This window comes from Paludisphaera borealis (assembly GCF_001956985.1).
Classification (GTDB): Bacteria; Planctomycetota; Planctomycetia; order Isosphaerales; family Isosphaeraceae; genus Paludisphaera; species Paludisphaera borealis.
Map to the genome: position 1 here is coordinate 7277238 of NZ_CP019082.1, position 13223 is coordinate 7290460.

The 13223-nt window shown below is 65.7% G+C and carries 10 protein-coding genes and 1 pseudogene; 4 read left to right on the top strand and 7 right to left on the bottom strand.

Features of this window, described 5'->3' with window-relative positions; translation table 11 throughout:
* Positions 1-1222: 1222 nt before the first annotated feature.
* From BSF38_RS28115 to BSF38_RS28125, 3 genes are all read left to right on the top strand, one after another.
* A complete protein-coding gene (locus BSF38_RS28115) occupies positions 1223-2089 on the top strand; it encodes a hypothetical protein (protein WP_145952365.1) in 867 nt (288 codons plus the stop codon).
* Positions 2076-3020 (top strand): class I SAM-dependent methyltransferase, encoded by a 945-nt coding sequence (locus BSF38_RS28120; protein WP_083713626.1) that lies wholly within the window; start codon positions 2076-2078, stop codon positions 3018-3020. The genes BSF38_RS28115 and BSF38_RS28120 overlap by 14 nt, the downstream gene beginning before the upstream one ends.
* Positions 3021-3292: 272 nt before the next feature.
* Entirely contained in the window at positions 3293-4267 is a 975-nt protein-coding gene (locus BSF38_RS28125; protein ID WP_237170657.1) for an alpha/beta hydrolase, read from the top strand.
* Positions 4268-4292: 25 nt separating this feature from the next.
* Here the strand turns inward: BSF38_RS28125 and BSF38_RS28130 are convergent, their stop codons facing one another.
* From BSF38_RS28130 to BSF38_RS28145, 4 genes are all read right to left on the bottom strand, one after another.
* Positions 4293-5477, bottom strand: coding sequence for a metallophosphoesterase (locus tag BSF38_RS28130; protein ID WP_076350331.1), 1185 nt, complete (start codon positions 5475-5477; stop codon positions 4293-4295).
* A gap of 145 nt (positions 5478-5622) precedes the next feature.
* Positions 5623-6840, bottom strand: a complete 1218-nt coding sequence (locus BSF38_RS28135) for a glycosyltransferase family 4 protein (protein ID WP_076350332.1) — start codon at positions 6838-6840, stop codon at positions 5623-5625.
* 46 nt (positions 6841-6886) lie between these two features.
* On the bottom strand, positions 6887-8017 hold the full coding sequence (locus BSF38_RS28140) for a DUF362 domain-containing protein (RefSeq protein WP_076350333.1): 1131 nt from the start codon (positions 8015-8017) through the stop codon (positions 6887-6889).
* Positions 7996-9153: a glycosyltransferase family 2 protein gene (locus tag BSF38_RS28145; RefSeq protein ID WP_083713632.1), complete on the bottom strand. Its 1158-nt coding sequence runs from the start codon at positions 9151-9153 to the stop codon at positions 7996-7998. The genes BSF38_RS28140 and BSF38_RS28145 overlap by 22 nt, the downstream gene beginning before the upstream one ends.
* A gap of 519 nt (positions 9154-9672) precedes the next feature.
* Between BSF38_RS28145 and BSF38_RS28150 the strand changes: the two genes are divergently transcribed.
* A complete protein-coding gene (locus BSF38_RS28150; RefSeq protein WP_076350335.1) occupies positions 9673-10821 on the top strand; it encodes an acyl-CoA dehydrogenase family protein in 1149 nt (382 codons plus the stop codon).
* A gap of 355 nt (positions 10822-11176) precedes the next feature.
* On the opposite strand, the gene BSF38_RS28155 is transcribed toward BSF38_RS28150, so the two are convergent.
* The 3 genes and pseudogenes from BSF38_RS28155 to rplM form a co-directional block, all read right to left on the bottom strand.
* Positions 11177-11722 (bottom strand): hypothetical protein, encoded by a 546-nt coding sequence (locus BSF38_RS28155; protein ID WP_145952366.1) that lies wholly within the window; start codon positions 11720-11722, stop codon positions 11177-11179.
* A 225-nt stretch (positions 11723-11947) separates the two neighbouring features.
* On the bottom strand, positions 11948-12352 hold the full coding sequence (gene rpsI / locus BSF38_RS28160; RefSeq protein WP_076350337.1) for a 30S ribosomal protein S9: 405 nt from the start codon (positions 12350-12352) through the stop codon (positions 11948-11950).
* A gap of 306 nt (positions 12353-12658) precedes the next feature.
* Positions 12659-13069, bottom strand: a pseudogene (gene rplM / locus BSF38_RS28165) (50S ribosomal protein L13); the annotation flags it as partial.
* Between the last annotated feature and the right edge of the window lie 154 nt (positions 13070-13223).

The window sequence follows — 13223 nt, forward strand, 5'->3', positions numbered from 1 at the left end:
TGTCTTCGCATCTCTCATAAAACTTACCGACCGACCGCCGGCGGTTTCCACCGACGCCCTCCAGGCTGCTGCTCTGAAAATGGTCCGAGAGACCACCCGCAGGACGATCGGGGAGCAGAATACAAACCACCATGACGCCGGGCGTCTCCACGGCGTCATGGTGGTTCGGTCCTTTGATCGATCAACATGATGTGCGGAGACCTCCGGCGTGCGCAACAACAAATTAAAATATTTTAATCACCTGCGTCATCAGGCAAATGCTCCGCTGTGCGCACCAACTAATTAAGACGTCTTAATGAATTGTGTCGTCAGGAATTGGTTTCGTCGCGAGATCGCTTGGTCGGCGCACGGGCTCACACGTCCAGGGGTCCATCGACCTCCTGGCCACATCGGCGGCGCAAACGGATGGCGGGCAACAACTTCAATTGCGTAGGATCATGCTTCTATCGAAATACCTCCACGAAATTCACCGAGCCCGTTGACTTCACGCAACCTTCATCTTATCTTCGCATAAATCTCAATGCCCGCTGGCTGACCGCCGGCGGTTTGCACCGTCGCCCTCCAAGCGCGGTCCTCTGATAATCCAACGTCGCGACCAGAGCCCTCCACCGAGAACATCGATCAATTAAGACTTCTTAATTGACCATGCTGTCAGGAGTCGGCTCCGTCGCGAGATCGCTGTGCGGCGGACGGACTCCTGTTTCCGGGCCCCCGCCGAGCGCTCGATCAAAACGGTACGACAAGACGAAAGCCCGCGTCTGACCTCGTCGCTCTGAATGGGGACGGCCTCCGCCCAGCCGGTTCCGTGCGTCGGAGGCTCACGATCGCGCCGAATCCGTGACCGACCGCGGCCCGAGACTCGTGGCTCGCCGCCCGAGCTTCGACGGACCGCCCCCCCTCCTTGCGTGGCTGCGCCAGACTCCGCATCCGCGCGAGGCCGAGACTGTACGCGCCTTGTTTTCCCGGCTTCGTTTCAGAGAGCCATTCCCTCTCCACTCTCCGAACGCAACAACAAGGACGAATCATGCAAGCAACACGTGTTGGTCATTGCAGTTCCGAGTATGATTTCTTGTTGTCCTTGCGCGACAGGGAGTCCGCCGAAGTCGGCCATTCACTGCGGAATGTTTTTGATGGATCGATAGCAGGGTGGAGGCAGATAACCGAGCCCGCCTGGAAGCATTGGATTCCCGTCAACACATTCAAGTTCCTGGGCTTCGATCGGATGAAGCGGTCGCGAGTCGTCGCGATCGTCTCTCCCAAGCTCGAACCTCGCGCGGTGGCGGGGAATGTGGAGAAGGCGGAGGAGGCCCGGCGCGCCCTGGGGCCGTTGGGCGGGGTGATTCTGGAACCGTTGCAGGTCGGCGTCCTGGAAGGCGCGGATTACGCCGTCTTCCCTTACTGTCGCCCCGTCAGAATTCGGAGACGGTTCCTGAGGACCATGCGGAGATCGTTGGTGGGCAAACGGCTCTTGCCCTGGCTGCGACTCGCGACCGAGAGAACCGTCCAGCAGCCGACGGCCGAGGAACGCCAGGATCGCTTCATCACCCCTCTCGAACACCTCTGCGATGCGTCTTCGATGCCCGGGCACGTGCGCGACGCAGCGTCGCTCGCGCTGGGACGCCTCGAGCGTGGAGCCTGGCAGCCTCAACTCGCAATCATGCACGACGACTTGAATTTACATAACTTGCTGCAACCCCCTGGAATCGCGGCGTGGAATCGGACCATAATCATCGACTGGGAAAGGTCCGCGGTCCGGGGATATGGATTCTACGATCTCATCGCCATGACGCTGTGGATGAAGCTGGGGAGGGGGCGTCTTCGCGCCGAGATCGATCGCCACTGCCGGATCATGGCCTGTGACCCCGTCGACGTCCGCGGTTACATGCTTGCGACCTTGGGCGGCAAATCCATGACCCTGGACGAGCCGCTCCCCAATCCGGTGACGAGGCGACCGGACGACGTCGTGAACGACGACGTTATGGGCTCGATCAGTCGCGACCAGCGAAAGACGGTCGTGGACGTCGCCGCGGCGTTGGCCAGGCTCAAGCAACTGGATTCCTTGGAGGCGTACCTGAATGATCGACACTGAGATGCCGAACTATCTGAAGTTCCCCCAAACCGAATCGGAAGAGCGGACGCGCGAGCTGGACCGGCTCAACGAGCTCGCGGTTCGTGACGGCTGGCTGAACGCGGTCAAGCAGACGTACGACTCGATCGATTACATGACGAGTCCCGTAAGGTACAAGTTCCTGGATCTGCTGCCGCTGAACAAAGAGAGCACGATCCTGGAGATCGGTGCGCAACATGGACAAATCACGACCGCCCTGGCGCGCCGAGTCGGGTTCGTCCACGCTCTGGAAGTCGTCCCGCAATTCGCCCGCTTCGCCGCGGAACGGTGTCGCCAGGAGGGGCTCGACAACGCGAAGGTCGCATGCGGGGTCGATGACTGTCAGCTCCCCTTCGAGGACGGCCAGTTCAACGGCGTCGTCCTGAATCTCGTCCTGGAATGGTGCGGCCAGCGCGATCCGTCGACCCCCCACGTCGAGTCGCAGAAGAAGCTGCTACGGGAGTGCTGGCGGGTGCTGAAACCCGGCGGTTGGATCTACCTGACGACCAAGAATCGCTACGGCATGGTCCTCCTTCACGGCGTCCACGACCCGCACACTTTCAATTGGAGGTTCGGTCAGGCGATGCCGCGCTGGTTGATCTCGCTCCTGGGTCGGCTGCTCGGCAAGTCGCGGCCCGAAGGCATGATCCATTCCTATCCGACCCTCCACCGGCTCGTGACGGAAGCCGGCTTCTCGAACCTGAAGCCCTACTGGGCCGTCCCCGACACCTCGTATCGCTCGCCGACGGAGATCGTCCCGGCCGACGCGGAATCGATCCGGGCCGCGCGCAAACGCCCTGATTTCAAGCACGGGTCCTATACCAAGGCGGAAGTGATGTTCAAGCTCACGCCCGCCCCCCTCGTCAAATACCTGACGTCGTCGCTGACCTTCTTCGCGGAAAAGCCCGCCTGACCGAGACGACCCAAGCTCGACGGCGCGACGCCGAGGAACCTCGCCTCCTCGGCGTCGCGCCGCACGACCCTTCGCCGAAACCAACATTATCTCACGTCTTCTCGTCTAAACATCGTCAATATTTGCTCCTGAAACCGCGCCGATCGATGCGCGATCACGCCTGACTCGACTCGCCTGACCGTTGCCCGGCCATGCGCCCCCCCGTTATCCTCGATCGTTCGCCGGACGATCCGAAATTCCCTGGGGGCTCTCCGCAAATGACGCGCGTGACGATGATTGTTCTCAACTTGTTCCTGGCGTTCGGCCTGTTTCAGGCGGCGCCGTCGCGGGCCGACGAGCCCGGCTTCGACCGCAAGGAAGACGTGATCTATGGTCGCAAGTACGGCACGGCGCTCACCCTGGACGTGCTGACGCCCAAGGCGAACGCCAAGGGCGTCGGCGTGATCTTCATGGTCAGCGGCGGCTTCGTCTCGTCGCACGAGGCGATCCAACCGGTGTTCTTCAAGCCGTTCCTCGACCACGGCTACACAGTCTTCGCCGTCGTCCACGGCTGCCAGCCGCGGTTTCAGGTCCCCGAGATCATCGAGGACGTCAACCGGGCCGTGCGGTTCATCCGCCACCACGCCAAGGACTACAAGATCGACCCCGACCGCCTGGGCGTCTACGGCGCCTCGGCCGGCGGCCACCTGTCGTTGATGCTCGGCACGGCAGGGAAGGCCGGCGATCCCTCGGCCAAAGACCCCGTCGATCGCGAGTCGAGCCGGGTGCAGGCGGTGGCCTGCTTCTTCCCACCGACCGACTGGCTGAACTTCGGCGAGCCGGGCAAGGAAAGGCTCCGGGCGACGGACTTCGAGCCCCAGTTCAGCGCCGCGTTCGATTACCGCAAGCCGGACGAGAAGACCGGCCTGTGGCTTCCGATCGACGACCCCGATACGCGGCGCGAGATCGCCCGCGCGACGTCGCCGATCACCCACGTCACGCCCGACGACCCGCCGACCCTCCTCATCCACGGCGACGCCGACACGCTGGTCTCGATCCAGCAGTCGGAATCGTTCGAGAAGAAGCTCCGGGAGACCGGCGTCGAGAGCCGCCTGATCGTCAAGAAGGGCTCGGGACACGGCTGGGTCGGGCTCGACAAGGACCTCGACACGTTCGTCGAATGGTTCGACCAGCACCTCGCCAAGCCGGCCGCCGCGAAGGCGGCGCAGGCCGCGCCCGCTGGGGCGGTTGAGAAGCGGCCGGGCTGATCGACCGGCTCGGATCGCGTTCCGCTCAGGCTTCGACGGGTTGTCGCGCCGCGCCGGCCGATTGGTCGCGCGGCGCGGCGACGTCGTGGCGGACGAGCGTGAATCGGCTGATTTCCGGGGGGCAGCCGTAACGGATCGGGTGCTTGGCGCCCACTCCCTGGCTGACGTACATCAGCGTCGGATCGATCCGGAAGAACCCCCGGTCGAACCGACGGCTGAATCGGCTGGGCATGAGCACGGGGCCGATCACGGGCAACCGAATCTGGCCGCCGTGATTGTGCCCGCAGAGCATGAAGTCCCAGCCCTGGGCGGCCGCCTTGTACGCGAGGTCGGGGGTGTGGCTCAAGAGCATCGAGAAATCGGCCTCGGGGATCGAGCCGGCGGCGATCGCCGGCCCCCACGGAGCGCACGTGCCGCCGATCGCCAGCCGACGGCCGTGGACGTCGACCGTCGCCACGTCGCCGTCGAGGACCGTGTACCCCGCCGCCGTCGTCGCTCGGGCGATCCGGTCCATGTCGTGGTGATGATCGTGGTTGCCGAGGATCGCGAACCGGCCCAGCGGCCCGGAAAGGCGAGCAAGCAGCGGCGTGATCCACTCGATGCACTCGGGCTCGTCGACGAGGTCGCCGGTGACGAAGACGAGGTCGGCGGGAGCCGACGCCGCGGCCTCGACGACCGCCTCGAAATACCGGCGGTCGTACGCGTGCGAGAAATGCAGGTCGGTCAGGTGCAAGATCGACAGCTCGTCCAGCTCGGGAGGCAACTGGGGGATGCGCAACGACCACTCGTGAACCGTCAGATCGAGCGACTCGTTGCCGGGAAGCCGGAGCATCCAGGAAAAGGTTCCCTGGCCGATGAAAGCTTCGCGGTTTTTGCCGTCGAGAACGCTGCGATGATCGTCGCGGACCATCCCTTCGGGCGTCCGACGCCGACTCCTCGCGAACGTCACGGCGGGCAACACCACGAGCGCGACGAACGAGCAGAGCGTCGCGAGGCTCTTGAGGAGGACCGGCCAGTCCGCGAACGGCGTGAGCCGGTAGCGTCGGGCGAGTTCGAGCGACCCCAGCCCGCAGACGGCCATGAAGGCCATCGTCGCCTTCTCATGCCAGCGGACTTTCCAGGCGCGACCGTGGACGACGTTGATCGCGAAGGCCACGCAAACGGCCTCGCCGATCGCGACGATCAGATAAATCAAAAGGTTGGCGACCAAGATGCTGACTCCATGTCGGTGTACTTCAAGCCTAGCTCACATTTCGATCGAGTCGTTGCGTCTCCTGGGCTGGCGAGCTAGAGCCGCGCATTTCGTCCTCATCAGCAGCGCATCCCGAACGAATCCGTTCAAGGCCAATTTCGGATCACGACCGTTCGCGAACCCTACGCGACCCGGCCGCGTGAGGCCTGGAGGCGGATCGAGGGGGCGAAAGCTCCTCGAAGCAGGCGAGCAGATCGAGCGCCGAGCGGTCCCAGTCGAACCGCGCCGAGCGTCGGAGGGCCATCGCGGCGAGTTCGTCGCGGCGTCCCGGATCGTCGAGGATCGCGCCCAGCGTCCGGCCGATCTCGTCCACATTCAGCGGATCGAAGAACAGGCCGGCGTCGCCGACGACCTCGGGGAGCGACCCCGCCCGGCTCGCCACGACGGGGGTCCCGCAGGCCATCGCCTCGACGGCAGGCAGGCCGAAGCCCTCCAGCAGCGAGGGGAGCGCCAGTGCGTAGGCGCGACTATACAGAAAGACGAGGTCCGCGTCCGGCACGAAGCCCGTGAGGATGACGCGATCTTCGAGCGCGTGGTCGGCGATCGTCCGGCGGATCTCCGGGATATGCGTGTGGAAGACGTCGTTGAGGTCGCCGACCAGCACGAGCGAAACGTCGGCGGGGGCGGACCGCGCGAAGCCCTCGATCAGCCGGGGGAGGTTCTTGTGCGGGCTCAGACCGCCGACGTACAGCAGGAACCGGGCCGAGGCCGAGACGCCGTAACGCTCCAGCACGGCCTCGGCGCGCGGGTCGTCGCCCATCGGCCGGAAGATCGGGTCGGGCCCTTCGCCGACGACCCGCAGCCGGTCGTCGCTCAGCCGGAACCGCTGCTTGAGAAACCGCTTCGACGTCTCCGAGACGGTCACGATCCGATCGGCCGAGCGGACGGCGACGTACTCTTTGAGCATCCACGCGGCCCGTCCCCGACGCGTCGGGAAGACCAGCTCGGGATGCTCCAGGGGGAGCGTGTCGTGCATCGTCACGACCAGCCGGGGGACGCCCCAGACGGGGTAGAACGTGTACGTCGCGGGGAAGTACATGAGATCGAGCCGCGCCCCGGCCACGGACCGGCTCATGGCCAGCATGTCACGCAGCCTGCGCCGGCCGCGCGCCGAGGCCGAGGCGCTCGGGGCGTCGCGGACGCCGACGATCCGGGCGGTCGCGCCTTCGGGCAGCTCGACCGTCGCGGCCGACGGCTCGTCGATCACGACGACGACTTCATGCCCTTCCGCCTGGCGGACGAGGGCCGAAAGCAACCGGTTCGCGAACCGGCCGAAGCCGCGACGGTTCGACAGACAGCTCCCATCAAAGCCGATTCGCATCGTCGAGCCTGCTCCTGGTGGAAGAAAGGACGGGCGCGGTGATCGTTTACGACCGCGACGACTTCCGGGCGGCTGCGCGCAACCGCTCGCGCCGGGATCGGAAGTGCGGACTGGGGACGCCGACGGGCTGACCGTCGTCGGGTCCCGAGACGAGCCGAAGCAGGCGATCCGACGCGTGCCGGCGGCACTTGCGGCGCACCTGCGACCACGGCTCGCCGACGATCGTGATGGCGGCCAGGTCGGCGACCCCGAGGCCGGCGGCCTGCGCCCGCCGCAGATAGGCCACGTTGAGCGGGTCGAACCCCATGATCGCGGCGGCGACCGCGTCGACCGCCACGGCGTCGGTCCCGGCGATCACGGTGCCGAGGCGGAGCGGCTTGCCCAGACGCGGACCTTCGCCGTGCATCCCCAGGAAGCCGTCGACCACGCTGATCGTCGGCAGAACCGAGGTCGCAAGCGCCGTGAGGAGGTCGGTCGCCCGCTCGATCCGTTCCAGTCGCCGGCGCTCGGGGCCGGTCAGCATCATGCCGCCGTCGAGCGACCGGACGCTCAACCACCCGCGCACCAGCCATCCCCGCCATGATTCGAGCAGGCTGGAGATCGATGCGGCGCGCGACGACAGCCGGGACGGAAACGGCGCCGGTTCCAGCCGCCGCCGATCATCGGGATGAACGACCGTCGCCAGGTTGGGCAGTCCCAGGCCGAGCCGAAAAACGCCGTGCGTCCGCGCGATCGAGAGCGAGACCCGGCAGGTCGCGGCGACGACGCGCGACGCCACGCGCAGCGTGTCCTCGGGAAGACCGCCCCGGGTCTCGATGGTCGTCCAGGCGTCGGCTTCGGCGTCCAGATCGTGGTACGCCACCGGACGGCCCGCCGTCTCGGAGCGGTAGCCGAACCGATCGAAGCAGGCCGCGGCGCCCGGACGCGCGACTCCCTTGCCGGTCGCCACGTCGATCGTTCCGGCCCCGGCGGCGAGCAGGGCGTCGATCGTCGCCGAGAGCGCGTCGCGGTCGGTCGACGCCCAGCCTCGGCCAAGTTCGTCGAGCGTCGGGACGACCAGAGCGCCGGTCCCCTGGACGCGGTCGCGTACGTCGTCGGCGATGAGCCCGAGCGCCTGGGCCACGGCCCCGCGCCGGCGGTCGCCCTGAACCACGGCTACCTTGATCGCGCCGTCCATCGTTTGAGCCTCCGTGCCAATCGACTCCATGCCGGTCCAGGAATAGACCGCGCGCCGCGATCGACCCGCTCGCCTCGCCCCCGGGCGTTCGCCCGATGCGACCGTTCCAGCACGTGCCATCGCAAGAGCGCGATCACGACCGACACGCCGCAGCAGACGAAGTACAGCAGATGCAGCGGGAACGAGGCCAGGGCGAATCCCAGGCCCCGACGCCGGCCCAGGAACCGGTAGAATTCGAGGTTCAAGACGACCACGCTCCCGGCGCAGGCTCCAACCGCCACGCCCGCCCAGGCCGACAGCGGGACGCCGGCCGCCGCGACGAGCATCAGGCCCGTCGCCGCCACCGAAACCTGCTGCTTGAGCTGCACGTTGAGGTCGGTCTCGTGCGTGCCGCTCCGCTTGATCAGCAACATCCACGGCACCCCGCGGCGGAAGATGTCGGTGCGGACCACCTCGAACACCGACCACCGCTTCATATGCGTCGCCTGGACGTCGCGCGCCAGGACGATCCGGCGTCCCGACCGCGTCAGCCGGTAGCCAAGCTCGATGTCCTCGATCGCCGGCCGGGGGTAGAGCCGGGGGTCGAAGCCGCCGAAATCGAGGAAGTCGCGGCGGCGGATCATGCCGCAGCCGGTCCAGAACGTATGCACCGGCCGGCTGTCCAGCTCGAAATCGCCCTGCTGGTGGACGTAGTGATGCAACAGGTTGCGGAACCGGCTCACGAGCCCCGGCGCCGTCGGCTGGTCGTCATATGAGCCGAACAGACCGGTCAGCCCGGGATCGTCCAGAAACCGGGCCATCCCGCGCTCGATCGTATCCGGATAGACGGCCACGTCGGCGTCGAGGAAGAAGATCAGGTCGGCCGACGCCCGCTCAGCCCCTAGATTGCGGGCCGCGGCGGGGCCTTGCGGACGATCGTGGCGCAGCACGATCGCACCCTGGCTCTCGGCCAGGAGGCCCGAATCGTCGGTGGAACCGTCGTCCACCACGATCAACTCAAAGTCGGCCCAGGAAGAGTCGCGAAGCCGACGGAGGCAGCGCTTGAAGTCGGAACCCCCGTTGCAAACGGGGACCACAACGGAAAGCGATGGCCTCCGCGGCTCCGGGCTCGCCGGACCAGCGGGGACATCGTCCATGATTCACCCTCGCCCGTCTAAACGCGGCACGCGCCGGAATGCGTCTCCATCCATGGGGTCGCCCGAGCACGCGCCTTGAACCATAGGGCCACGGAACGGGGCGAACGAGTCGCCGTCGTCTCCTCCAAGATGCACCCATCAACCGTCCATCGGGCTCTACGGCCGCGACGTGCGGCGGAAATGTAGCCGGAACCCTCCTACCTGTCAACGCGGTCCGGCTCACCGTTGTGATCTTGCCCTACGCCCGTTCTTCGGCGATCATCCGGCCGGCATGGATGTTGGACGAACGAGAAGCGGACGACCCGACACGTATTCCGAGCCTTCGAAAAATCCACCCCCGATTACAACCCCGAATTACAAGCCCGAAGCGCCAGCGAGTGCATTCCCAGCCGGCGTTCTGAATAATCGAATGCAAAACAATGCACTCGCTGGCGCTTCGGGCTTGTATTCGGAGTCGCGCATCACGGATTGGATCGTCGGCTCCCGGAATAAAAACGAGACGATAAGGAGGTCGAAGTCATGGACTTCGGATTCTCAGCAGAGCAGCAGAAGTGGTATGACGCGGCCGTCGCCTTCGCCAAGGAACAGCTCGTCGATCCCGACGGCGTCGCCCGCGATCAGCGTGGCGAGTTCTGGCGCGAGGGCTACGAGCGGTGCGCCCGCTTCGGCGCCGCCGGGCTGACCGTCCCGCGCGAGTACGGCGGGCAGGGCGAAGAGATCGCCACGGCCGTCGCCGCGATGGAAGGGCTCGGCTACGCCTGCGCCGACACGGGGCTGCTGTTCTCACTGAACGCGTCGCTGTGGACGATCACGATGCCGATCCTCATGTTCGGCGACGACGCGCAAAAAGCCCGGTTCCTGCCTCCGCTGGTCGATGGCCGCCACTTCGGAGCCAACGGCGCCAGCGAGCCCGAGGCCGGCTCCGACATCTTCAGCATGAAGACCCGGGCCGAGCGCAAGGGCGACCGCTGGGTGCTCAACGGCCGCAAGGTCTGGATCACCGGCGGGCCGGTCGCCGACGTCTTCCTCTGCTTCGCCACCACCGACCCCACCAAGGGGGTGCTCGGCATCACGGCCTTCCTGATCGACCGCGACACGCCGGGCTTCAAGGTCGTCCGCGAGATCGACAAGCTCGGGATGCGGACCGCGCCGATGGGTGAACTCGTGTTCGAGAACTGCGAACTGCCCCTCGAAAACATGCTGGGGCGCGAAGGACGCGGCTCGCGGATCTTCAACCAGGCCCTCGAATGGGAGCGCGGCGCGATCCTCGCCAGCATCGTCGGCACGATGCGCCGGCAGGTCGACCGCTGCGTCCACCGCGCCCGGACCCGCAAGCAGTTCGGCCAGTCGATCGGCAAGTTCCAATCGGTCTCGAACCGGATCGTCGACATGATGACCCGCGTCGAGACCAGCCGCTACATGGTCTATCGCTACGCCTGGCTCAAGCAGCAGGGCAAGGACGCCACGATCGCCGCCTCGATGGCCAAGCTGCACGTGTCCGAGAGCTTCGTGCAGAACAGCATCGACGCCGTCCGGATCTTCGGCGCGGCCGGCTACACCATCGAAGAGGGCCTCGAACGCGACGTCCGCGACGGCGTCGGCGGCGTCCTCTTCTCCGGCACCAACGACATCCAGCGCAACATCATCGCCCAGCACCTGCGGATTTAGAGCGTTGAATCGTCATCTCATTCCATAATGACAAGCTGATGGGTGACGGCACGCCCCGATACAAACCGCCATGACGCCTTCAGGACACCCGGCCTCATGAAAATGGGGACGCTGGGGCGGCCCCGGGTCCGAATACAAGCCCGAAGCGCCAGCGAGTGAATTTCCGAACTCGGCCGGCGTGCTGAATAAGCGGACGCAAAACAATGCACTCGCTTGCGCTTCGGGCTTGTATTCGGGCTTCCATAAATACAAGCCCGAAGCGCCAGCGAGTGAATTCCCAGTCCGCCGGAGCGGCTCCGCCGCCGCGAGGAAATGAGCGCGGGAATCATGCACTCGCCGGCTTCCGGCTCGTCCGTCAATCGCCGGCCACGGCGCGGAACCGTTTCTCCAGGTCGATCAACTGAAGCTTCTTCTCGTTCAGTTCGGCGGTCGTGCGAAGGAACTCCTTCTTCGTCTTGTCGTACTCCTCACGGAGGACTCGGGCGGTGGTGGAGTCCACGAGCCTCTCTGACTCCAGCTCTTTCAACATCGAAGGCTCGATCTTTCCGTTGACCTTCTTCTCGAACTCCGGAATCAACGAGCTCGCGACGCTCTCTGCTTTCTCATGGTCGTTCGAGGCGTGGAGATCCGTCGCAAGAGCCTTGAAACGATCCACGTCGGCCTCGTGCTCCAGTTCCAGCAGTTCCACCTCGGCGCGGAGCCGGACCAACTGAGAACGCAGCGACGCAACCTGAGACGCGTTATCGGGCGTGGGCTTCGGCGCGGCGTCCGACGACGGCGGGTCGGCGTTCGGCCGATCTTCCGTCTTGGTGACGGGGCCGGGGCCGACCTGCTGCGCCAGACCGGCGCCCAGCAGGACGAGGCTCAGACAGGCCGCGGCGGACAGGATGCGCATTCTCATGGATCAGCTCCTCCGTAAGTTGACGACCGCGCCTCGGATCAATCGCGAAGCGGCCGGCATCATATCAACGTGAGACGGACCTGTAAATATCACACGATCCAGACGCGGCGAGCGAAACAATATCGGCGCGCAAGAAAAAGACCCGGCGCGCCAGGTCTTGCGACCGGGGCGCGGCGGGTCTTCGTGATTCGGAGTCGGTAAGAGCCAGTCGCTCGGGTCGAGCGATCAGCGCTTGGAGAACTGGAAGCTCTTACGGGCCTTCTTATGTCCAAATTTCTTCCGCTCGACCATTCGGGCGTCGCGGGTGAGGTAGCCGCCGTCGCGGAGGGCCTGGTCGAGGTCGGTGCGGTGGGCCTTGAGGGCGCGGGCGAGGCCCATGACCACGGCGCCCGACTGGCTGGACTTGCCGCTGCCGTCGACGTTGACGAACACGTCGACGCGCTCGGTCATCTCGGTCGCCTTGAGCGGGGCGTGGATGTCGGTCAGCCAGACTTCGAGCGGGAAGTATTCTTTGGCGTCGAGGCCGTTGACGATGAACTGGCCGGTGCCGTCTTTGATTCGGACCCGGGCGACCGCGGTCTTCCGCCGGCCGGTGCCCCAGGTGAACGTCTTTTGTGCGGTCGCTGACATATTCGTTTTCTCAACCTTTGGCTGGAAGATCCCGTCTCGGATGGGGCCCGGAGTCCGTCGGAACGGTCGGCGCCGGCTGACCGGGCCTGTGTGGCATAGGCTCGCCCGGCGAGGCGTCAGAGCCGGGCCGGCGAGCGAGACGTCGAGGCGATCTCAATCACTCACTCACTCGGCCGAAGCGTCGGCGGCGTGCACGTGGGCGGCTTCGCCCCGGGGTGCGCGGCCGGAGATCTTCGAGGCCGAGGCGGCGACGGTGATCAAGGCGCCGGCGGGGGCCGGCCGTCCCGACAGGGGGATGAGCGGGATCGGTCTCTGGGCCTGGTGCGGGTGGTTGGGGCCGACGCAGAGCTTGAGCTTGTCCATCATGTGACGGCCCATCTTGCTCTTGGGCATCATCCGCTGGATCGCCAGCTCAAGAATCCGATCCGGACGACGCTCGAACAACTTCCAGGCGGCCTCTTCCTTCTGGCCGCCGGGATGGCCCGAGTACCGCTGGTAGACCTTGTCGCGCCACTTGTTGCCCGAGAAGATCACCTTATCGACGTTGGTGACGATCACAAAGTCGCCGGTGTCGATGTGGGCGGTGTAGGTCGGGCGGTGCTTGCCCATCAGGATCGAGGCGATCTGCGCCGCGAGCCGACCGACGACCTGACCCTCCGCGTCAATCGTGAACCATTGACGCGTCAGCTCCCCGGTCTTCGCTTGATAACACTTCATGGAGAAATACGCCTGAGTCACAAAAAAGCGCTGGACGCGGAATCCCAATGTCGTTGGGAAAAATTCCATCCTACATGCCCCGATGCGGACGTCAAGTCCACCTTCATCGGTTTGTCAACCCGGCCGGCCGCCGAACGGTCCACGCCAAGGCTCT

Bases quoted from the DNA above. Each gene is read 5' to 3' on its own strand.
- BSF38_RS28115 (WP_145952365.1), top strand. From the start codon at position 1,223: ATGAAGCGGTCGCGAGTCGTCGCGATCGTCTCTCCCAAGCTCGAACCT.
- BSF38_RS28120 (WP_083713626.1), top strand. From the start codon at position 2,076: ATGATCGACACTGAGATGCCGAACTATCTGAAGTTCCCCCAAACCGAA.
- BSF38_RS28125 (WP_237170657.1), top strand. From the start codon at position 3,293: ATGATTGTTCTCAACTTGTTCCTGGCGTTCGGCCTGTTTCAGGCGGCG.
- BSF38_RS28135 (WP_076350332.1), bottom strand. From the start codon at position 6,840: ATGCGAATCGGCTTTGATGGGAGCTGTCTGTCGAACCGTCGCGGCTTC.
- BSF38_RS28140 (WP_076350333.1), bottom strand. From the start codon at position 8,017: ATGGACGGCGCGATCAAGGTAGCCGTGGTTCAGGGCGACCGCCGGCGC.
- BSF38_RS28145 (WP_083713632.1), bottom strand. From the start codon at position 9,153: ATGGACGATGTCCCCGCTGGTCCGGCGAGCCCGGAGCCGCGGAGGCCA.
- BSF38_RS28150 (WP_076350335.1), top strand. From the start codon at position 9,673: ATGGACTTCGGATTCTCAGCAGAGCAGCAGAAGTGGTATGACGCGGCC.
- BSF38_RS28155 (WP_145952366.1), bottom strand. From the start codon at position 11,722: ATGAGAATGCGCATCCTGTCCGCCGCGGCCTGTCTGAGCCTCGTCCTG.
- rpsI (WP_076350337.1), bottom strand. From the start codon at position 12,352: ATGTCAGCGACCGCACAAAAGACGTTCACCTGGGGCACCGGCCGGCGG.